This window comes from Lactobacillus sp. ESL0261 (assembly GCF_003693025.1).
Classification (GTDB): Bacteria; Bacillota; Bacilli; order Lactobacillales; family Lactobacillaceae; genus Lactobacillus; species Lactobacillus kullabergensis.
Genome location: NZ_REHN01000001.1, coordinates 1 through 22,717, shown reverse-complemented (window position 1 = coordinate 22,717; position 22,717 = coordinate 1). Strand labels below are relative to the sequence as shown.

General features: G+C 35.8%; 19 protein-coding genes and 1 tRNA gene. 3 read left to right on the top strand and 17 right to left on the bottom strand.

Annotation, left to right across the window (positions count from 1 at the left end; all coding sequences use genetic code 11):
• Positions 1-14: 14 nt before the first annotated feature.
• From F5ESL0261_RS00100 to F5ESL0261_RS00090, 3 genes are all read right to left on the bottom strand, one after another.
• Complete coding sequence (locus F5ESL0261_RS00100; protein WP_233560877.1) at positions 15-1,067, bottom strand: Fic family protein; 1,053 nt, start codon at positions 1,065-1,067, stop codon at positions 15-17.
• A gap of 225 nt (positions 1,068-1,292) precedes the next feature.
• Positions 1,293-1,580 (bottom strand): hypothetical protein, encoded by a 288-nt coding sequence (locus tag F5ESL0261_RS00095; protein ID WP_199699929.1) that lies wholly within the window; start codon positions 1,578-1,580, stop codon positions 1,293-1,295.
• A 907-nt stretch (positions 1,581-2,487) separates the two neighbouring features.
• A complete protein-coding gene (locus F5ESL0261_RS00090; RefSeq protein ID WP_122051708.1) occupies positions 2,488-4,479 on the bottom strand; it encodes a DUF262 domain-containing protein in 1,992 nt (663 codons plus the stop codon).
• Positions 4,480-5,244: 765 nt separating this feature from the next.
• On the opposite strand from F5ESL0261_RS00090, the gene F5ESL0261_RS00085 reads away from it, so the two are divergent.
• Positions 5,245-5,619 carry a hypothetical protein gene (locus tag F5ESL0261_RS00085; RefSeq protein WP_122051707.1) on the top strand — a complete coding sequence of 125 codons (375 nt, stop codon included), beginning with the start codon at positions 5,245-5,247 and terminating at the stop codon, positions 5,617-5,619.
• Positions 5,620-5,871: 252 nt separating this feature from the next.
• Here the strand turns inward: F5ESL0261_RS00085 and F5ESL0261_RS00080 are convergent.
• Positions 5,872-5,944, bottom strand: a tRNA-Thr gene (locus F5ESL0261_RS00080).
• Between the two features lie 154 nt (positions 5,945-6,098).
• Here F5ESL0261_RS00080 and F5ESL0261_RS00075 point away from each other — a divergent pair.
• Together F5ESL0261_RS00075 and F5ESL0261_RS00070 are read left to right on the top strand one after the other, a co-directional pair.
• On the top strand, positions 6,099-6,800 hold the full coding sequence (locus F5ESL0261_RS00075; protein ID WP_122051706.1) for an MgtC/SapB family protein: 702 nt from the start codon (positions 6,099-6,101) through the stop codon (positions 6,798-6,800).
• A gap of 117 nt (positions 6,801-6,917) precedes the next feature.
• Positions 6,918-8,117 carry a DUF2974 domain-containing protein gene (locus F5ESL0261_RS00070; RefSeq protein WP_045927258.1) on the top strand — a complete coding sequence of 400 codons (1,200 nt, stop codon included), beginning with the start codon at positions 6,918-6,920 and terminating at the stop codon, positions 8,115-8,117.
• 77 nt (positions 8,118-8,194) lie between these two features.
• On the opposite strand, the gene F5ESL0261_RS00065 is transcribed toward F5ESL0261_RS00070, so the two are convergent.
• The 13 genes from F5ESL0261_RS00065 to dnaA all read right to left on the bottom strand — a co-directional run.
• Positions 8,195-8,353 carry a CsbD family protein gene (locus tag F5ESL0261_RS00065; RefSeq protein WP_122051705.1) on the bottom strand — a complete coding sequence of 53 codons (159 nt, stop codon included), beginning with the start codon at positions 8,351-8,353 and terminating at the stop codon, positions 8,195-8,197.
• Positions 8,354-8,521: 168 nt separating this feature from the next.
• The gene (dnaB, locus tag F5ESL0261_RS00060) at positions 8,522-9,901 is read right to left on the bottom strand and encodes a replicative DNA helicase (RefSeq protein ID WP_109585633.1); all 1,380 of its coding nucleotides are present in this window, start codon (positions 9,899-9,901) and stop codon (positions 8,522-8,524) included.
• A gap of 36 nt (positions 9,902-9,937) precedes the next feature.
• The gene (rplI, locus tag F5ESL0261_RS00055) at positions 9,938-10,393 is read right to left on the bottom strand and encodes a 50S ribosomal protein L9 (RefSeq protein ID WP_034978644.1); all 456 of its coding nucleotides are present in this window, start codon (positions 10,391-10,393) and stop codon (positions 9,938-9,940) included.
• A gap of 12 nt (positions 10,394-10,405) precedes the next feature.
• Positions 10,406-12,427, bottom strand: coding sequence for a DHH family phosphoesterase (locus F5ESL0261_RS00050; protein ID WP_122051704.1), 2,022 nt, complete (start codon positions 12,425-12,427; stop codon positions 10,406-10,408).
• A 251-nt stretch (positions 12,428-12,678) separates the two neighbouring features.
• A complete protein-coding gene (rpsR, locus tag F5ESL0261_RS00045) occupies positions 12,679-12,921 on the bottom strand; it encodes a 30S ribosomal protein S18 (protein ID WP_034978630.1) in 243 nt (80 codons plus the stop codon).
• A gap of 22 nt (positions 12,922-12,943) precedes the next feature.
• Complete coding sequence (gene ssb, locus F5ESL0261_RS00040; RefSeq protein WP_045927255.1) at positions 12,944-13,465, bottom strand: single-stranded DNA-binding protein; 522 nt, start codon at positions 13,463-13,465, stop codon at positions 12,944-12,946.
• Positions 13,466-13,519: 54 nt separating this feature from the next.
• A complete protein-coding gene (gene rpsF / locus F5ESL0261_RS00035) occupies positions 13,520-13,813 on the bottom strand; it encodes a 30S ribosomal protein S6 (RefSeq protein ID WP_034978626.1) in 294 nt (97 codons plus the stop codon).
• Positions 13,814-14,014: 201 nt separating this feature from the next.
• Positions 14,015-16,501, bottom strand: a complete 2,487-nt coding sequence (gyrA, locus tag F5ESL0261_RS00030; RefSeq protein ID WP_122051703.1) for a DNA gyrase subunit A — start codon at positions 16,499-16,501, stop codon at positions 14,015-14,017.
• A 9-nt stretch (positions 16,502-16,510) separates the two neighbouring features.
• Positions 16,511-18,475 (bottom strand): DNA topoisomerase (ATP-hydrolyzing) subunit B, encoded by a 1,965-nt coding sequence (gene gyrB / locus F5ESL0261_RS00025; protein WP_122051702.1) that lies wholly within the window; start codon positions 18,473-18,475, stop codon positions 16,511-16,513.
• A complete protein-coding gene (gene recF, locus F5ESL0261_RS00020) occupies positions 18,465-19,604 on the bottom strand; it encodes a DNA replication/repair protein RecF (protein WP_122051701.1) in 1,140 nt (379 codons plus the stop codon). The genes gyrB and recF overlap by 11 nt, the downstream gene beginning before the upstream one ends.
• A 5-nt stretch (positions 19,605-19,609) precedes the next feature.
• Positions 19,610-19,819: a S4 domain-containing protein YaaA gene (gene yaaA / locus F5ESL0261_RS00015; protein WP_109585629.1), complete on the bottom strand. Its 210-nt coding sequence runs from the start codon at positions 19,817-19,819 to the stop codon at positions 19,610-19,612.
• A gap of 227 nt (positions 19,820-20,046) precedes the next feature.
• Positions 20,047-21,177, bottom strand: a complete 1,131-nt coding sequence (dnaN, locus tag F5ESL0261_RS00010) for a DNA polymerase III subunit beta (RefSeq protein WP_122051700.1) — start codon at positions 21,175-21,177, stop codon at positions 20,047-20,049.
• Positions 21,178-21,349: 172 nt separating this feature from the next.
• On the bottom strand, positions 21,350-22,717 hold a 1,368-nt coding region (gene dnaA / locus F5ESL0261_RS00005), incomplete at its 5' end, for a chromosomal replication initiator protein DnaA (RefSeq protein WP_052697024.1).

Sequence of the window (22,717 nt, the reverse complement as noted above, 5' to 3'; positions counted from 1 at the left end):
TTTATTACACTGCTTTAGTCATTGGCAATATAGCGACTTGCTTTTCCTTTGCCTACTAAACCTATTTTTCCTTCTTTGCGCAACCTAGCTAAAGCATGTTTAATAGTACTTTCACCATATTGAGGCACTAAATTCATTAGTTCCTGTCTAGATAGCGGTTTTAAACTATTAATAATTTTACTCAATAGCAATAATTCCGGATTCTTTTCCGTATCACTAGTGATGTCAATTCGTGAATCTAATTCACGGTAAGCTTGCAAAACGATACTCAAAAAGTAGTCAACATATGGTCCATAATTGTTTTCATTATTAATCCATGCTTTACCTGAACTTTCTAGCAAAGTCCAGTAATATTGCGCCTTGGTTTTTTCAATTAAACGTTCCAAACTAATATACTTACCAACTCCGAAACCTAATTGTTGTAATTCAAGTAACATTAACAAGCGTGACATTCTGCCATTGCCATCTCTAAATGGGTGAATTGATACAAAGTCCAACATAAATGCTGCCACTAGTATTAATGGTGGGAGGGAATTATCACAAATTGCATTATTATAGGTTTCACATAAACTTTGGACTAATTCAGGTGTGATATATGCTGGTGGTGGAGTAAAGCGAGTTTCTTTATGACCATCTGCAAAGGTAGTAATAATTTCATTATCAATGTCCTTAAATTGACCGCCCCAGTTGCTTTCAGTAAAATCGAACAATTGTTTATGCAATGCCAATATATTATTAGGCGTAATCTTGATATATTTATAATTATCATGAATTACTGCTAAAACATCACGATAGCCAGAGATCTCTTCTTCACTCCGATTTTTCGGAGTCGTTTTTTGCTTCATTAATTTCTTAAGCCGTGCATCACTTGTTGCAATTCCTTCAATTCGATTTGATGAGTCTGTACTCTCAATCTTTGCGACCACTAACAGCTTATTCATTATGTCTTTCGCTTTTAAGGAGATATGATCCGTTTTACCTTTCAACTCATAGATCAGATTTAGTTTTTCAATCATCTTCGTGGTTACTTTCAAACCATTTAAAGTTTGATAATCAAAAACTTTCAAAATATTACGCCTCCTTTATAAACTAGTTTCTTTTCACATATTCTATACCAAGTATCAGTGTATTTAAAAATTTATCAGTGCAAAATTTAATTATTTTGCACCGTAAATTTGTTTATTGCACCGAAAGCATATATTATTGCACACAAAAAATTAGCCTTAACTTATCTGCGTGAAATGCTGATAATCAAGGCTAATCAGATCAAATGATTCTTCTGAATAAGACTATTATTCAAGCTCACATTGCCATATAGTCATCTGTTTTTTTATCTTTTTTAAAAAATAAAAGGCGAGCATAAAAAATAATATAAAAATCAAATACGAAATTAACACTTCCCATGTTAATGAAAAAGTAGTGTTTAAGGAATGCTCATTCATAGTTGTAATTATTTTCAGTCCTAATGCGGTAGTCTTGATACCTGAACTGTTAATACTAAACAGCTCTATAATATAATCAATCATAAATGCAACCAGATATATACTACTTCCAGCATCAAAGGCTTTATAATAATTCATGATTTTTCACACCCCTTTTTAAAACGAAGATTAAAATAATTAACAAAAAGGAAGTTTATGTATAGTAACCTGATTTTTACAATAAACGATGTCAGAATAACTATCACACTTGCTATAAGCTAAAAAATATACTTTCATCACACTACCATAAGCTTTCGGTACAAAAATCCTAAAATAAATAAAATGAAAGCCCATTGGCAGTATTAACCCATATAACACGTTACTAGTTATAAAATTTGTACCAACTATTATTTATAAATTTATATTTATTTAATAATATCATTAAACAAGTCTTAAATAAACAAAATAAAATTAACAATAATACTATTAATTCAGCTAGTGACAGCATATTTTTATTAATATAATTATATCTATTGGCTACTGGATTGAAAAATATAAGTAAGTAACTATCTACTTGATTATGATATTGCTACTCCAAATAAGCCTAATTTTTAAAGTGAATTATTTTGTTAAATATCGTCTTTTCCTTAGGAATAAGATGATGCGCTACTTCAACAACTTTTCAAAGATATTCATGCAAAAAAGTATTATGAATTTTCCTTGAAAGTACCGGATCAAGCGAAGTTGTTACTTCATTTGCTAACACAACTGAGCGCCTATAGAATAAGGCTCTAGCAATCTCTATTCTGAACTTAAAGAATTTCTTGATATACAGCGTTTTTACCACGCACCGTATATCTTTAATAAACAAAAATTAACCTTAACTTACCAGCAAAAACACTGATATTTCAAGATTATTTTACCAATTCTATTCTTCTAAATGGACTAGAACCTTAGAGGCTTATGATTCTTAATTTTATTAAACAAATATTTCTAACTATGTATCAAAAAAGCTTATGATTGCATTTGTGGAACGAATAAGAAATTCAACATTAATAAAACAAAATTATTGTTTATTTATATCCACTTTCCCTAATCCAATAAATTCGATTCTTTTATCTCTAGGAATTTGAATCCCCCAATGTTCGTTAATGAAATTGACTATTTCTAATCCTCTATTTTTTATTTCTTTTATAGTCCATTGTTCATTACTAGCTACTCTTTGCTCATCTATAGTTCCAAATTTGTAACCCACATGTCCATGTTCCTTTTTATCTTTAAAAGACTTGTTACCAATTTTTTCATTCTTTTTATTATTTATTACAAGTAAATTACCCAAAGAATTTTTAATTCTAACTTTTTCAGTTCGGGTATACTTACTGAAAAAAGTATTCCAGTTATTACTTTTATTATTCTTCTCGGGATATATATGTTCAATAGATGGCATGCCATCACTATCATTTCCAAAATATAGGTTATTAACAAATTCAAGATTCAATGATTCCTTAGCCTTTTTATATAGATCAAGTATATACTCCGAAATGATATATTTAGTTGGAACAGTAACTATATTATGTTCTTTATACCATCCATTCCTAGATAATTCATCACATAATTTCGAAATACACGTTTTAAATTCGTCAGATCTAAGAAATTTTTCAATATCTTTATCAAAATTATTATAATTATCAAGCAAATCGTCAAAACTCAACTTATAATTTAAAACTCCAACTGATATACTAGTAGGACTAGCATCACATAATGAATATATAAAATATAATCGTTCTAACCTTTTCAAAAAGCCTTTACGTTTTGCATTATCATTTGTTGTCAAGAAGTAATAAAGAGATAGTACTTTCCAATCCCCTAGTGGACTTCTAAATCTTCCATAAGTAATATCATTTTGTAGCTTTAACTTCATAAAATAAATACGAATTTGTTTATCAAAATCAGGATTAACATTATTATCCATAGGATAATTAAAAGAATACCAATATTTCATGCTTTTATTAAGACTGCTAACATAATCAAATATATCATCTGGCTTTATTTTATTATTTTCAATGTTACCGACTGTAAAATATTCATCTAATAAAAAATGCCTCAATCCATCTCTATAATATCTTCTTATTATCATTTGCTGTTTACTATGGTGCTTGAAAAAATATGTAATCGTATGAGCTGTAAGAAAAGCATCATCTGATAACATCTTTTCAGGTTTTTTACCAAGATAATCATATAATTGCTTCCAACATTCATTTATTTGTTTTCGTACAGCCTCACCATTTATCTTGTACTTACTATCAAAGCGGGTACTTAAATAAATCAATCTATTTTTTAATAATTCTAAAGTTGATAATTGTTTTCCTCTATTATTCATAGTTTCAAATGTCACAAAGACATTAATTTCATGGTCTATCTGATAAATATTAAATAATATTTTTGTTGTCAACTTCAAATAAAGTCGTTGAATTTGATTAAATGATAACTTATCAAGTTTATCAATAAAAAAAGAAAATGCATCTTTTAAATTTTGATTATATTTATTATTCTTTATAATTACATTATATGTATTTAACCCTAAAATCTTACTTTTAAAAAATGCATCACTAGAGTTTTTATCGTCATATCCAAACAAAACAGTATAATCTTTTTTAGAGTCGCCTTTATATTTTACTAAAAAAGTTTTTCTAATATCATCAATACTATAAATATTAATTACTTTTCTTTTATTTTTATTCATATTTTTAACTATTGCAGATATTAATATAATTATGCTAGTAAGTCTTTGCTGTCCATCAACAACATATAGTGGCGTATATCCTCCAAGATCTACAATCCAGGAATCATTTGGCAATACATCAGCGTAATCTTTGCGTTCAATTTTATCTGTAGTAATAACACCCATATAATAAGAGCTTGAAATATCAAAATTTATGATATCATTCCAAAAAGCAGAGATTTCGCTTTTGGTCCAAGCAAATCCTCGTTGATAGTCCGGTATCCTATATATAGTGTTATTAAATAATTCATACAAAGAATTTAATTGCTTTTCCATATAATTATTCCTTTCAATGACAATATTTTTTACAAAAAGTAAACTAGTTAACCAATATTATATATTCTACCTTTATAAAACTTTAATAACTTTACTATACTCTTATTTTTCTTATTTGGAAAACTAGTATTAAATTTAGGTATTAAATTTATTTAATATTATTAATTCATAACCAAATCTGACATTTCGATATTTTTATCTTTGTCTACATACACATAGGTTTTCATAAACATCTTGACTGTATGACAAATACGACTTGCTGCTCACGGATAAGACATTCTTGGAGTATTGCCTAATTTCGTTGCTACCGTATGCAGACAAGTGTACATGCTAATAATTTAAACTTTCGCTATCAATGCCCGCTTTCTTGCATATCTCTTTCAACATATCGTTCACACTATATTGAACTATTGGATAGTCTAATATACACAAACGATAATCTTTAATATTCAACATGATCAAATCATTTTTATTAGCCATATCATGCTCAAAAAAAATCTATTTAGACAATGTTTAAACTTCTCCAATAACTGTAAAAGTGGTTCAGGAAGGGGTAAGGTTAGTCTAAATTCTCCTTTAGGCCTAATCTTCAAATGAACATTAAACTGTTTCTCTTTTTCATTCCATGAATTATTATTCTGAAAACTTTATACTTACCATCAGTGACTAAATTAGACCATTTAAGGACTTGAATTTCTTGTGGTCACATACCAGTTTACAAAGCAATTAAAATTGCAATTTTAGCAGTCCAATAACTGACACTAGTTGTATTTAATTGCCGATAAATTTCCGCTTCAATCTTTTAAAGACGTTAAAGAATTTTGGATTGAGAAGTTTAATTTTCTTTACACTGATACTGATTTCAAAGAAAAACTTATAGGTTCAACTAATGAAGAATTTATTGTATTAGTCACTAGAAGAATTGAAAAACAACACAACTTAGAATCCGAACGAAGAAATACAGAAGTTCTTATAGAATTTGTCGATAAGTTTTCTGAAAACACTAATCATGATGTTGCTAAATGGCAAAGTGGATCTATAAGTAAAAAAGAAGTAATTAAAAATCTAGATATTAGGCTAAAACATCTTACTAATTTTATTCAACATTCAGGTTTTGGAAACATAGATAAGTCTGAGTAATAATACTCGGGCTTTTGTTATATCTACTTCTTGCCACACGGAAACATATCTTATAAATGCTGTTATACCAATATTTAATGCGAATCAAAAACATCTTTACCACACAGAAATTATCAAATTCTATTTTTGTAGTAGTTGTGTGGCAAAAGTTAAATATTAACAACTTTGCATAAGTATCAACTAAAAGTCAAAAAAAGCCCTTTATTAAGATATTTATAGAATCTCAATAATAGACTTCTTAAAGCTTATTTATGCTGACTAGAGGATTCGAACCTCCGACCTCATCATTACTAATGACGTGCTCTGCCAACTGAGCTAAGTCAGCATTGTCATATCTCGACAACGATATTAATTAAAACATATTCTATAAGTTTACGCAAGCATTTTTTGACTTTTTCCCAGTTTTTGTGATAACTAATATTTAGCGCGCTTTTTTAAGAGTATAATATAAGAATAGATTTAGAAATGGAGTGGATGTAATGGCAAATTTAGCATCGATTAGTGCACAACTCCCATGGCTATTAAGAATTGTAGTAGCTTCTTTGTGCGGTGCATTGATCGGTTATGAACGTGCGATTCAAAGAAAAAGTGCCGGAGTGCGGACACATATTGTAGTTGCCTTTTCTTCCGCGCTATTTATGATAGTTTCAAAGTATGGTTTTGGCGATTTATTAAAAATGTCAGACGTTGCTTTGGACCCTTCCAGAATTGCTGCGCAAATAGTTTCAGGTATTTCATTTATTGGCGCCGGAACGATTTTAATTAAAAAGCAACAGATTTCCGGTTTGACAACTGCTGCTGGTATCTGGGCAACAGCTGCTATCGGGATGGCAATTGGTTCTGGTTTATACTTTATTGGCATATTAGCAACTGCCTTGCTCTTTGTTATCCAGATGATGTTTCACGATGATACCATAATTGATAAAATCATCATGCATATCAGGTTTAATATCCAGATAGAAGCCGTTAATAAGCCTGATATCCTGCACATAATTGAACAGGAGCTTGAGACAAATCATGTTGAAAATGTTTCCGTAAAAATACTTTTTGTCAGCGATGAAAGAATCATCTTTTTTGTAGATGGTATTATTAACAATAATATTGATGAAAACGATATCATTATGGCTCTGCGCAAGTATCCTGACATCAAGCGCATCAGTTATGCCAGTATAGATAAATAAAGCAAGTTACTTTTTAAGCAATAGTTAATTCTATTGTTTTTTTTGCATAATTTTTATCTTAACTGAGCAAACTCACTACAATATTGATATAAACTTTTTTGTGAAAGGAGAATTTATATGGCTGGACCACTTGATTATTTACGCTGGCGTGGTGACTTAAGCTTTTCAGAAAAACCATTTAACAGTGTTGATGCTTCGCTATTGTCATCCATAGCTTATTTACCAGCTGATAGTTCTGCCACTGGTCATACTTTAGGAGAGGTAGCTGAAAAACTGTATAAGCTGCCCTCTTTTCAACATCAAATGTATGCCGAAACTGCAACCGAGGTTATGTTATTACCAGAAAGTCCTAGAATTGGCAACATTAAAATTCTGGACTGGACTGACAGACTGGAAAAAGAACCGCATCCCTTGCAATTTACTGCTGTCACCTTTTTTATTGATTCAAACACCATAGCCATTGCTTTTCGGGGAACCGACGGCACCATGATCGGTCTAAATGAAGATATGGGCATGAATTATTTACCGGAAATTTATGGTCAAGAAGTGGCCGCTAAATATCTTACTGAAATTGCACATAAGTTTAGTGAACAGCAAATTTACCTCTTAGGTCATTCAAAAGGAGGCAATTTTGCTCAATTTGCTTTAAGTGCAGTTAGCCCTGAAATACAAAAACGGGTAATAAAAGCGATTAGCTTTGATGGACCGGGCTTTTTCCATAAAGTGTACACGAGTCCCGGCTTCACTGCTTCTATGCCTAAAATGAAAACCTACATCCCTCAAGGCTCAATCTTTGGTGCAATGCTGGACCATCCTGAACAAGTACTGGTTGTTAAAAGTACGGTGCCTATGCGCAACCAACATGATCCGCGCCGCTGGTCAGTAGGGCGCGACAGTTTTACCCTGGCTGACGGGTTATCGTCAGGCAGTCGTGTTATCAGACACGCTCTTATTAATTTTAATAATTCAATCCCTGATCAAGAAAGAAGCGATGCTTTTTCTGATCTTTTCGAGGCATTTGAAAATTACGATATTGATGAATTACACCAGCTAACCAGTAATAAAATAGTAGGAACTTATCGCTTTGGCCGCGCCTTTTTATCCTTGGAATCCGAAGAAAGAAAATTGCTGACACAGGTACTAAGCAACATCTGGAATTCATATAAAAAGAACATGACTCTACCATTGATGAACAGCAACTATGAACTTTATCCTAAAAGTAATGATTCTAATAAGGCTCCAGTCTTTTATGAATTTTACGATCCGGAACGTCCCAATATTAAGTTGCCAAAAAGCATCCAGCGTAAATTACGGTAAATTGTTTCATGTGTAACCCAAAAAAAGAGGCTGAGAAAACATTTAGTTTTCCAGCCTCTTTTTAACTAATTAAATAATTATTTGTTCATTTTATCCTTAACATCATCGACTTTGTCTTTGACGTTTTCAGTAGCTTCTTGAGCTTTGTCTTTGACATCACCGGCAGCTTGTTGAACTTTGCCTTTGACTTCTTTAGCTTTACCAGCTACTTTATCTTTAAAACCTTTATCAGCCATTTTAATCGGTCCTTTCCCAAAAAATTAGCGAAATTTTGCTATTCACACCTTAATAGTACAATTTAGTAGAAATATTGTCATTAAAAACGCCTTATTTTTTGTTAAAATATAGTATAAATCAAAAAGCCATAGTGTTTTCCTTTAAAACACCGTGGCTTTTATTAATTTCTATTCGTTAGGTTGATCATGACTATAATCGAGGTTCGAAAAGCGATTATAGGGTTTAGAAAACATTAATTTCACTGTTCCCCTGCTACCAGAACGGTTCTTTTCAATGATAACTTCCACTTCACCGTTATCATCTTCAGCTGATACCTCTTTATTTTCTTCGCCCTCTTCTTCATCACGGTAATAATCATCACGATAAAGAAAGGAGACAATATCGGCATCCTGCTCAATTGAACCTGACTCACGAATATCGGACAAAACTGGTCTTTTATCCTGTCTCTGTTCAACTGAACGCGATAATTGCGATAAGGCAATAACCGGCACATGAAGTTCTTTAGCCAGTTTCTTCAATTGCCGTGAAATAGCGGAAACCTCCTGCTGGCGTGATTCACTGTGCGGACCTTCAATCAACTGCAAGTAGTCAATGACAATTAAGCCTAAATTGCCTTTTTCTTTAGCTAAGCGGCGAGATTGAGCCCTGATTTCACTCATCTTAATACCCGGAGTGTCATCAATATAAATATTAGCTGTTGCTAAAGAACCCGATGCCGCAACCAGCTTAGGCCACTCATCTTCGTCCAGTTGGCCAGTCCGCAAGTGCTGCGAATTAATTAATCCTTCTGAAGCCAGCATTCTTTGCACTAACTGTTCTCCACTCATTTCCAAGGAAAACATTGCCACAGTTTTATCAGTATGCAAACCAACATACTGGGCAACATTAAGCGCAAAGGAAGTCTTTCCCACTCCGGGACGAGCAGCCACAATTACCAGTTCATCATCATGAAAACCCGTAGTCATTTTATCCAGCTCGACAAAACCAGTAGGCAAACCGGTAACCATATTGCCATCTTCAGGAATATTGTTAATTTCATCAATCGTGGAATTAACAATATCCTTGATGTTACGAAAACCATTCGCATTATTTTCCGATGAGACATTCATAATCTCGCTTTCGGCGTTATCTAAAATATCAGTAACATCATCGGAGTCCTGCATTGCATTCGTAATAATTTTTTGACTGGCAGAAATAAGCCGCCGCAATAATGCTTTGCGGTGTACAATTTTAGCATAATAAGTGACATGAGCAGCCGTCGGAGTCGCCATGGCTAGCTCAGAAACATAAGCAATGCCGCCAATATCATCAAGCTGATTTTTCTTAGTCAGTTCATCCTGCAGCGTTAACGGATCAATTGCATCCTCACGGTCAGATAAATCAAGCATAGCCTGGAAAACCAACTGATTTGCTCTCTTATAAAAATCATCCGGCTGAACCTCAGCACTGGCATCAGCGATTGCAGCAGGATCTATAAAAATTGCGCCCAGAACCGCTTTTTCAGCTTCATCGTCATGCGGTATCTGCTGTGAGACAATATTATCCATTAATCACGCCCACTTTTTTCAGAATTCAACTAAAGGCTAATCCTGTTCAGTAACATGGACGCGGATTTTTCCTTCTACGCCCTTAAATAACTTAACTGGTACATTGGTGTAGCCCAACGATTTAATTGGTTCAGGCAGGTTTAATTTGCGTTTATCAATCTTAATACCAAATTGCTTTTCTAAGCCCTCGACAATTTTTTTACCAGAAATCGAGCCAAATAATCTAGAATCTGAACCGGCCTTAGACTTAAAGTTAACTACTGTTTCATCCTTATCTAGTTCGGTCTTGATTTTTTCAGCTTCAGCTTTTTCAGCTTCATAAGTCGCTTTTTCGTTAGCAGCAACTCTTTCCAAAGTATGCATATTTGCTTTAGTAGCAGCTTTGGCTAATCCCCTCTTAAATAAAAAGTTTTGGGCATAACCATCAGGAACATTTTTAACTTCACCGCGTTTGCCCCGGCCTTTAACATCTTTAGTAAAAATAACTTTCATTGTGCTCTCCTTTTATTCATTTTCTTGTTCATAAGTATCTACCGCATCCATCAATTTGGCAAGTGCCTCCTTAACAGATATCCCTTTAATTTGGGTAGCTGCATTAGACAAATGGCCACCGCCGCCAAGTTTCTCCATAATTAACTGGACATTAATATCACCCATTGAACGGGCAGATATACCAATTGTGTCCTTATTCCGCCTGGTGATTGCAAAGCTGGCTTCAACATTTTCTAAATCAAGAGCCGTATCTGCTGCTTGAGCCGTGATGATAGGATCAATTTCCTTGTCATCTGGACCGCATAAAACAGCCATTTTGGGCTTGATCATTTTTAAGCTGCTGACCAAACGAGTACGCTGCAAGAAACTGTCTATATCTTCTTTCAGCAGTTCACTGACACCCATCGTGCTTGCACCGATCGACCGCAAGTAACTGGCAGCATCAAACGTCCGAGTACCAGTACGCAAAGAAAATTCTTTCGAATCAACCGTAATTCCCGCCAGCATTGCCGTAGCATCAAGGTCAGTTAACACGCGCTTGCCGGAACTTGGTTGCTGATATTCCACCATTTCAGTTACCAGCTCACAGGCCGATGAGGCATAAGGTTCAACATACGTCAGCATTGGATTTTCAGGAAATTCTTCACCGCGACGGTGGTGATCAATAACAATAATTCTATCCCTTAACCGATCATATAATTCTTTCGCATAAGTAATAGAGTATTTCGAGTGATCAACCATAACCAACATGGACTTGTCAGTCACTGCTTCCAAGGCATCCCCAGGAGCAATAAAAATATCATTATCTCCCTTTACCTTTTCCATTTTAGCAACTAAACGGCTGACATCATAATTGGTTTTATTAACATCTAAGACAAAATTTGCCTTCACATGGTGCAGACGAGCGATTTTAACAACGCCAATGCCACTGCCGATTGAGTCCATGTCAGGGCTGGCATGGCCAACTACAAAAACGCGGTCTGCCTCTTTAAACAGCTCACTAATCGCCTGTGAAACCATTCTGGCTCTAACTCTGGTTCTTTTCTCCATCGGATTCGATTTACCACCAAAGAAACGAGCAGCCTTGCCTGGTTGACTGAGAACAACTTGATCGCCGCCCCTGCCAAGCGCAAGGTCAAGGTTTGACTGTGCTTGATCAGCTAACTCGGTAATCAAGCTGCTGCCAAAAGCAATACCAATTGATAAAGTTAAAGGCGTATTATTACGACTGGTTTCCAAACGCATTTTATCCAAAACAGAAAACTTGTCTTTTTCCATTTTAACCAAATCTTGCATGTGCAGTAACAACAAAAAGTGATCTTCATCAATACGCTTAAGATAGGCATTAAAATTTTTAGCATAATCACTCAAAGTATTCTGAACATATGCACTAGTAGTCGTTAGCTCCTGATCATGCATTGTTTCGCTTAATTCATCGTAGTTATCAATAAAAATCTGGCCAATGGCCAATAATTCATTATTGTATCTTTCTTCGATTTTGGCATAACGCGTAATATCAAGTAAATAAACAACACCGAGATTGTCCTGAATAACCATTTCAAATTGATGACCATCCCAATTTACTACATGATTCTCAGCTGTTTTGGCCTTCAATGATTCATCAATCAATTTATCTAGTTCAGGATCAACAGAAGCAATTGTATGTCCAATCAAATCTTCATTTTTTAAATAAAGCTGCAGGTAAGGATTAGCCCACTGAATTTGCCGATCCTTATCATAAAGTAAAATGCCGAGTGGCATTTTAATCATTGCCTCTTGCTCGCTGCGCTTAATCCGGTAAGACAAACTAACAGCAAAATTATTAGCATTGCCAGCTAAGATATATGCACCATAAACAACACATGCTACAGTCAAAATAAAGATCAAAACCATGGCCAAGCCAAATAATGGGTTCATAATCATTGCCACGATACTACCCAAAAGCGATAACGCTAAAATAATAATGACTGAGGCCGTGAGCCTGGAATCTTTAATAAAAGCAGGAAATTCAAGCTTACGTAAAAAATCTTTCATGTAAGGTCCTTCCTAAAATAATGTATAATACATCATTATTATTATACATTGTATTCTCTGGATAAGAAACTAGGCAATATTCAGGTTTTAACTATCCTCTTACTTGCAAAAATTACACTCTTTATACTGTTGCTATGATATTTCATTTTAAATCTTACGAAGCAAAAAGCACCAAGCCATTATCAGCTTGATGCTTTTATCTTTTTCACTTTACAACCAATATTAGTGCAAAGCTATTTTTTATTTAGTTACTAGTCTTCAGTAACAAATGGCAACAAGCCCATAATGCGAGCTCTTTCAATTGCCTTAGCTACCTTACGTTGATTCTTAGCGCTGGTGCCAGTGACACGACGTGGTAAGATTTTACCTCTTTCAGAGATAAAACGTTTCAACAAATCAACGTCCTTGTAGTCAACGTAATCAATATGGTTGGCAGCAATGTAGTCAACCTTACGACGACGATGAGCGCCGCCGCTTCTTCTTTGTTGAGCCATATCCTAGGTCCTTTCTGTTAATTTAGAATGGTAAATCATCATCAGAAATATCAATGGTATCACCTGAACCTGCAAATGGATCCTGAGTATCATCTGGTCCATTATTAGCGGAGTTATTCTGGTTAGATGCTCCCATGTTAGGGGTATTATTAGTATTCTGATTACCAAAATTGCCATTATTATTTGGTGTATAACCACCATTTTGACCACGGGCTTCACGATCTTTACGTGATTCAAGCAATGCAAAGTTGTCAACGACAACTTCTGTTACATATACTCTTTGCCCATCTTTATTATCGTAACTTCTGGTTTGAATTCGGCCATCAATACCAACAAGTGAACCTTTAGACGTAAAATTACAGAAATTTTCCGCAGCTTTGCGCCAAATGACACAACTGATAAAATCTGCACCTCTCTCGCCTTGTGCGTTTGTATATTGACGATCTACAGCAAGAGTAAACGTAGCAACCGAGATTCCGCTCCCAGTAGTACGCAATTCAGGATCACGTGTTAAACGGCCAACAAGTACAACTCGATTAATCATACTTTAGGTCCTTCCTTTCCTAAATCACGAAAACGATAAAGTTTTTGTTATTAATTATCCAACTTTAACGGTCATTGAACGTAAAACAGCAGTATCAATCTTGGACAAACGGTCAAATTCGTTAACTGCGTCAGCATTATCAGCAGTGAAAGTCATAACGTGATATAATCCCTCACGATATTTATTAATTTCATATGCGAAATGACGCTTTTCCCAGTCTTTTGACTCAACCATCGTACCACCGTTATCAGTAATAACCTTATCATAGTTTTCAACTAATGCCTTTTTTGATTCTTCATCAATGTCAGGCTTGATAATATAAGTTATTTCGTACTTAGTAGTTGTCATACTAGTGCACCTCCTTCTGGACTAAATGGTTCTTGCTAAAAATCAAGAACAAGGAGTAATTTTATTACTCGCAATCTCTAATTCTAGCACATAAACAAAAAATTACCAAACTATCTTCACGTGATCCAATAAGAAATTTTTATTTCTTACTAGTAAGTACGTAAAATAATCTGATAATTTTTAAAAGTTTTGATTTAGTAATTAATCTTGCTCTTCGTCAGTTTCTTCTGAAGCTGCTACTTCCTGGTCTTCTTCAGCAGGAACAATTGCAAGACTGGCAACTTTATTGTTGTCATTAACTTTAATCAAGCGTACACCAAGAGTGCTGCGACCTGTTTGAGAGACGTCATTTGTCTTGAAGCGAATCATGATGCCATCATCAGTGATAACCATAATATCCTGACTGCCATCAATCACTGTTACTCCTGACAATGGACCATTTTTCTCGGTAATATTTGCGGTTTTAATACCTTTACCGCCACGACCCTTTGTTGGATATTCAGAAGCCGCTGTTCTCTTGCCATAGCCTTTTTCAGAAATGACCAAGACTTCATCACTATTCTTAACGACCCCAGAACCAACAACATAATCACTTTCACGCAAATTAATTCCGCGAACACCGGCAGCAGTTCGACCCATTGATCTAACAGTTTTTTCATTAAAGCGTACTGCATAACCTAAGTGAGTGCCGATTAAAATATCCTGACTGCCATCTGTAGCCAAAACGTTATTCAACTCGTCGCCATCGCGCAATGTCAATGCAATTAGGCCGCTGTTGCGGATGTTACCAAATTCACTGACATGAGTACGTTTGACCGTTCCCATCTTCGTAATAAAAAACAGGTACTGGTCATCGGCATCTTCAGGAATATTGACAATCGTCTGGATCTTCTCGCCCTTTTCCAGTTGTAACAAGTTGACTATTGGCAATCCTTTGGCAGTACGGCCAAATTCTGGAATTTCATAGGCTTTCTTAGAATAAACTTTGCCCTTGTTGGTAAAGAACAGCAACGTATCATGCGTGCTTGAGTAAATTAAGTTGGCAATGAAGTCGCCATCTTTAACGCCCATGCCTTTAATACCTTTGCCGCCACGATTTTGGGTCTTAAATTCAGTAATTGGCATCCGCTTAATGTAGCCGCTATGGGTTAAAGTTAATAAAACATCTTGTTTTTCAATTAAATCTTCATCTTCAATTGAAACAACTTCACTGGCGCCAATTTTAGTCCGGCGAGCATCGCCAAAGCGCTTTTGAATATCCAGCAGTTCATTATAAATGATCTCATTAATTCGCTCTGGTTTTGCCAAAATATCTTTATAATCAGCAATCTTGGCTTGTAGTTCTTTGTATTCAGCCTCAACCTTGTCACGTTCCAGTCCGGTTAACCGTACCAGTCTCATGTCTAAAATAGCTTGTGACTGCTTGTCATCAAGACCAAAACGACTGATTAAAGCAGCTTTTGCAATATCACTTGATTGACTCTGACGAATTATATGGACAATTTCGTCAATATGATCAAGAGCAATCTGCAGACCTTCAAGAATATGAGCCCGAGCCTCAGCCTTTTCCAACTCAAACTTAGTTCTGCGAGTAACAACATCTTCTTGGTGTTCCAAGTAATATTGCAACATTTGCTTGAGGCTGAGAAAGTGCGGTGCACCATCGACAATTGCTACCATATTCATGCCAAAATTAGCCTGCATTTGGGTCAGCTTAAACAAGTTATTCAAAACCACACTGGCACTGGCATCACGGCGAATATCAATAGTAATTCTCATCCCCGTTTGATCTGATTCATCACGCACACCGGTAATGCCATCAATTGTCTTCGCACGCGCTAAATCAGCAATTTTCTTAACCAGTTCTGCTTTATTGACCAAGTATGGTATTTCAGTAACAGCTATTCTTTCACGGCCACTTTTTTCAGTTTCGATATTAGTATTAGCACGAACAACGATATTGCCACGACCAGTTTCATAGGCGCGATAAATGCCGCCGCGACCCATGATGGTACCACCTGTAGGAAAATCTGGACCCGGGATTGCCTTCATTAGTTCTTTAGTAGTGACATCAGGATTGTTCATTAGCATGTGCAGTCCCTTAATCACTTCTGATAAATTGTGCGGCGGAATGTTGGTAGTCATACCAACCGCAATACCACTAGTACCGTTAACTAATAAGTTTGGTATTCTAGCCGGCAGAACTACTGGTTCATTTTCAGAATCATCATAATTACGTTGCCAATCAACAGTGTTTTTATTGATATCGCGCAGCATTTCAACCGCAATTTTGCTCATGCGCGCCTCAGTATAACGCATTGCGGCCGGCTCATCACCATCAACTGAACCAAAGTTGCCGTGACCATCGACAAGCATATAGCGGTAGCTGAAATCTTGTGCCATATGAGCCATCGCTAAATAAATTGAGGAATCACCGTGAGGATGAAACTTGCCCATAACTTCCCCAACGATTCTGGCTGATTTTTTGTATGGTTTATCTGGTGTAACTCCTAGTTCACTCATGCCATATAGAATCCGGCGTTGAACCGGCTTCAAGCCATCGCGTACATCGGGTAAAGCCCTTGCCACAATAACGGACATGGCATAATCCAGGAATGAACTATTCATTACGCTGGTCAAATCAACGTTTCTTATTCTGTGATCCTGACCTTGATTGTCGTTATCCATTTAAACCTCCTATGCATCCAAGTTTTCAACGTATTTAGCGTTAGTTTCAATAAAATTGCGCCGTGGTCCTACTTCATTGCCCATTAGCAATTCAAACACCTCATCGGCATTTTTAGCATATTCTGGGCTGACACGGTCGAGTCTTCTATTTTCAGGATTCATGGTTGTATCCCACAGTTGTTCCGGATCCATTTCACCTAGTCCCTTATAACGCTGTACCAGTGGCTTAGGACTTGGTTGTAAACTCCCCAAATAGTCATGCAATTCTTCATCGGTATCTAAATATCTGACGACTTTGCCTTGGCGCACTTGATATAGAGGCGGACGTGCAATATAAACGTAGCCTTTTTCAATCATCGGACGCATGTAGTTATAAAAGAGGGTTAAGAGCAAGGTCCGAATATGGGCCCCATCGACATCGGCATCTGTCATAATGATTAACTTATGATAACGAGCCTTAGAAACATCAAAGTCTGCACCAAAACCGGTACCTAAAGCTGTAAAAAGTGACCGAATTTCTTGGTTAGCCAAAATACGATCCATTGAAGCTTTTTCAACGTTCAAAATTTTACCTCTAATTGGCAAAATTGCCTGAGTTAATCTTGAACGTCCTTGTTTAGCTGAACCACCGGCAGAATTACCCTCAACTATGAATAATTCAGAAATGCTGGGGTCATTACTTGTGTTGTCAGCTAACTTACCAGGCAGATTGGCAATTTCCAGTCCTGATTTTTTACGTGTAACCTCACGAGCGCGTTTAGCAGCTGTCCGAGCACGTTCAGCTAACTGGGCCTTTTCAACAATTTTGCGACCAACCTGCGGATTTTCCATTAAGAAACGGTTGAAGGTTTCCGAAAACGCGTGATCAACAGCTGTTCGAGCGTCTGAATTTCCTAATTTAGTCTTGGTCTGACCTTCAAATTGGGGGTTAGGGTGTTTAACAGAAACTACAGCGGTCATTCCTTCCCGAATATCCTCTCCGGAAAGATTATCATCACTATCCTTTAATAGCTTAGTCTTATGAGCATAATCATTAACTACCCTAGTTAATGCTGTCTTAAATCCTGCCTCGTGCATTCCGCCTTCATAAGTATGAATGTTGTTGGCAAAGGTCATTAACGTTGTTTTATAGCCTTTTGTATATTGCAAAGATACTTCAACGTTAATATCGTTGTCGTTACCTTCGACATAGATTGGTTCATCGAATAATACTTCTGTATCACGGTTTAAGAATGACACATATTCCTGAATACCACCTTCATAGTGGTAAACATCGGTTTCTGCGCTATCTTTTCTTTTGTCAGTAAAGGTTAACTTCAACCCTTTGTTTAAAAAAGCCAATTCACGAATGCGATTTTTGAGAATTTTATCATCAAAAGAAGTGGTTTCAGTAAAAATATCTGGATCTGGGAAAAAGTGTACTATAGTACCATGTTGAGATAAGGGCACGCTTCCAATCATTTTCATTTCATCAACTACGCGACCACGACTGAAGTCAATAAAATACTTTTTCCCGTCACGCATTGTTGTAACGTCAAGTTTAGTTGACAATGCATTGACAACAGAAGCACCAACCCCGTGCAAACCGCCAGATACTTTGTAGCCGCCACCACCAAATTTACCGCCTGCATGCAAGACAGTAAAAACAGTTTCAAGAGCTGGCCGCCCAGTTTTCTTTTCAATATCTACCGGAATACCACGTCCATCATCCTGAACAGTGACACTGCCATCTTCATTAATAGTAACTTCAATCTTACTGGCAAAACCGGCTAGACTTTCATCGATACCATTATCAATTATTTCCCACACTAAATGGTGTAATCCCTGAGAACTGGTTGAGCCAATATACATTCCTGGACGTTTACGAACTGCTTCAAGTCCGCCTAAGACTTGAATCTGACTGGCATTATATTTATCGGCTTCTTTTTCGTATTGCTTAATTTGATTAAGATTTTCTTTGTTATTATCTGCCATGCAATTTCCCCTCTTCTAAATAAATTTGTCCAGATTTTATGCGGTATATTTTCGGCTTTTTAATTATTTCCCAGGAAATACCCTCAAGATCTGTTGTTGTAATAAATGTTTGCGTTTTGCCGTGGATGTAGTTAAGTAGAGCACTTTGACGGTTATGATCAAGCTCACTCATTACATCATCGAGTAGTAATAATGGATACTCGTCAGTTATCTGGTGCACAAGTTGTATTTCTGCTAGTTTGATGCTAAGTGCTATAGTTCTTTGTTGTCCTTGGGAACCATACAAATGTGCATTTTTTCCATCAAGCTCAAATTCAATGTCATCCCTGTGAGGTCCACTCAATGTCGTACCTTTGAGAATTTCAACCTTTTTATTTTTCTGAAAATTATTTAATACTTTATGGTAAACTTCTTCGACACTGTCTTTTGCAGAAATTTCCTTTACTGATGGTCGATAAATTACCTTCAGTTTCTCTGCACTGGTACTAATATGCGCATATGCGTCTCTAGCATATTGGTCTAGGTAGTTTAAAAATTGAAAACGGCGAACAATTACCTCTGCAGCCACACCTGCCAGCTGATCTGATAAGACTTCTAAAAACATAGTGTCATGAGCTTCGCCCTTGGCTAACTGCTTTAAATAATTGTTTTTTTGCTGCAAAACCTGCTTATACTTGCCCGCAAAATAGAGATATTCTGCACTAATTTGACCAAACTCTTGATCCATAAAGCGTCGTCTTAAATTAGGAGCACCCTTAATCAGGTCTAAATCTTCCGGAGAAAATAAAATAGCATTCAGCTCGCCAACATATTTAGATAATTTTGCTTGTTCAACTCGATTAACCCAAACTTTTTTGCCCTTGGTAGTAATTAGAACCCGTAAGGACAAATCAACTTGACTTTTATAAATGTGCCCGGAAACATTGGCATAATCTTTACCAAAAGCAATTAGTTCTTTGTCATTACTTGTCCGGTGAGACCGTGTTAAAGCCAAAAAATAAATTGCTTCAAGCAGATTAGTTTTGCCTTGAGCATTTTGTCCTATAAAAATATTGACATTAGGATCAAAATCAACCTCAAATTGTTGTAAATTGCGGTAATTTTGGGCAATAAAATGCTTGAGATACATTAAAGCTACCGCAATTCGTAAGTTTCTTGATTAACTTCAAGCTTATCGCCAGGACGTAACTTCTTACCCCGTCGATTTTCCTTTATTCCGTTTAATAAAACAGGATTATCCTGCAAATACCACTTAGCCTGACCACCAGAAGAAATGATACTTTCTTTTTTTAAAAATTGACCCAGAGTAATATATTCACTCGTTAACTTTATTTCTTTGATCATAACCACCTTCGCCACTTTAAATACCTATAATAAGTATATTCGTTTCACAAACAAAAAACAACTAAAAGCCCATATAAAGCCATATAAACGGATTTTTCCAAAATAAACAATTCATAGTGATCGACATTAAAAATAAACCAGCAAGCTTTTTCGGTTGATTACAAAAATTTGACTACAAAAAAAGTCATCAAATGATGACTTTTTATCTTTTGTAGTTTTGACAATGATTAAAATGTTCTAACTGGTGTAATTAATTGAACAAAATCAATATCAGTTTTATCTGGATTGACAGTAAATGGACGCAGTGGTTGCGTGAAATCCATAATGACAGAATCTGTTACTGAAGCTTTTAGTGCGTCTCGCAGGTAATCCGGGTTGAACGAAATCTTTAGATTGTTACCTTCAAGTTTCTTAAAACTAACGTCTTCTTCCACATTACCAATTTCTGCTGACTCACCGGACAATTTTGCACTTTGTTTTTCGGTATCTAGCGTTAAATCGACCACATTATTGCGTCCTGCATGTGTCAACAGACTTGCCCGGTCTAATGCACTCGAAAGTTCCATTAAATCAAATTCTACAGTTGTTGTACTGTCAGTCGGAATTAAGCGCTCAGTATCAGGATAACTACCTTCAAGTAAGCGTGAATAAAACAGAATGTTGCCAATCTCAAAAAGTACTTGATTTTCACCAGGACAAACTTTAATTTCCGGATCGGTTTCACCAATAATTCGTGCTAATTCAAGTAAACTTTTTCCAGGTATAATCAGATCCGTTTTAGCTTGCGGTCCATTTTCCAAAGTCAATGCTCGACTAGATAATCTGTGTGAGTCTGTTGCTACAGCATGGATTTTGTCTGGACTAAAAGTAAAGTGTACTCCAGTTAACACTAAACGGCTTTCCTGTGTCGCAACTGCAAATTGGGTTTCGTTGATTATTTCACGAAAAGTTTTCCCCGAAATAACAAAAGAGGACTCGTCTGGAATTTCCGGTAATCTTGGATAGTTATTGGCATCTAAACCATTGATAGTAAATTCACTGTTTTCAGAAATAATTTGTGTTTGAAAACTTTCTTTAACTTCTAATGAAAATTCCTTTCCTGGCAACCGTCTGATAATTTCACTGAAAAAACGAGCTGGTAAAACGATTGAACCGGTTGATGCAACTGTTAAGTCTTCACTTACCGGTATTTTAATCTCGATTGAAATATCAGTGTCACTGCCTGTTAGAAGTAATTCATCTTCAGTCAGATTAATTTTAATTCCACTAAGAATAGGAATAGTTGCTCTTGAAGAAATTGCGTGCATTACGTTGTTTAAATTGTCTAAGAAAAGATTTCTGTTTACTGTAAATTTCATTTGGTGCCTCCTGTTATTTTGTCTGTTTCCTTTATATTAATTATATATTTAATTAGTAGTATTAGTAGGTCCTGTGATTTCTGTTGAAAAGTTACACAGTTCTTAAAATAACGTAATTATTACGGTTAAGAAGATGTGAACAAGTTCGTTACTTATCCACAATTAATAACTTTTAGTGATCAAGCATTTGTTTTAAATCAAATACTGCAGTTTTGATATCAGCATTTGTTTTAATTTCCCGACTGATTTTTTCGTAAGCATGCATCACTGTTGTATGATCTTTGCCACCGAATTCCTGTCCGATTTTGGGAAGACTGGAATCTGTCAATTCGCGTGATAAATACATTGCAATTTGTCTGGGAACAACGATCTGTCTAACGCGCTTTTTTCCTTTCAATTCATAGGTTGAAGTCTGGAAATAGTTAGCAACAACTTCTTGAATTTTAGAAATTTGCAGTCCCTGATTCTTTTGAACTAGTTTGAGATCTGCCAAGGCTTCTCTAGCCAAATTAACATTGATATCTTCATGTTCAATTGTGGCATGTGCCTGAACTTTTACCAGAGCCCCTTCAAGTTCACGAATATTAGTATCAACTTGGGAAGCTATATAGTCGAGTGTATTATCATCTATTATTAGATTCTCAGCCTCTGCTTTTTTACGTAAAATCGCGATGCGCGTTTCCAAATCAGGTGGGGTAATTTCGACTTGCAAACCCCAAGTAAATCTTGATACCAGTCTTTCTGATAGGTCAGGAATTTCAGTAGGAAGGCGATCACTCGTCATGACTATTTGCTTTTGATCATTGTAGAGAGTCTCAAAAGTATGGAAAAATTCTTCTTGAATACCCTCTTTTTTAGCGAAAAACTGAATATCATCTACAAGCAACAAATCGCAAGTGCGATATTTTGCACGAAATTGATCTTGAGTTTTGTTTTTGATTGAGTTTATAAAATCATTAACAAAAGTTTCGCTTTGAATATAAACGACTTTGGCATTGGGACGCTCTGCCAGCATTTGATGTCCGATAGCTTGCATCAAGTGCGTCTTTCCAAGCCCTACGCCACCAAAAATAAAAAGAGGGTTGTAAAAACTGCCCGGACTGTCAGCAACGGCCAAGGCTGCACCCGCGGCCAATTTATTGCCTTCACCCTGAACGAAATTATCGAAGGTGTACTTTTCGTTAAGCTTAAGATTACGGACAAATGCATTTTCCATTTGAGGTCGTGCACTTTCTGACATTGAGTCTGTTTTTGGCTTAGGTGTTACAAGGCGCTCAGTACTGTTGTCACCTTCAATTTGAAAAACCGGCATGACTTCAATATTGGCATAGCCGTAGGCAGATTGAATCAGTTGTGAGGCCAAATTTTTTTCCCAATACCCCTTGGTTACGGGATTTTGCACGGCAATTTTTAGTTCATGAGTTTCCTTATTATAGGAAATTGGTCTTGTATTTTTAAACCATGCGTTATAAGCAACTTCATTAAAATGTTCACGCATCTCGCTATTAAAATGATGCCAAAATTTATTAATGTCAAACAA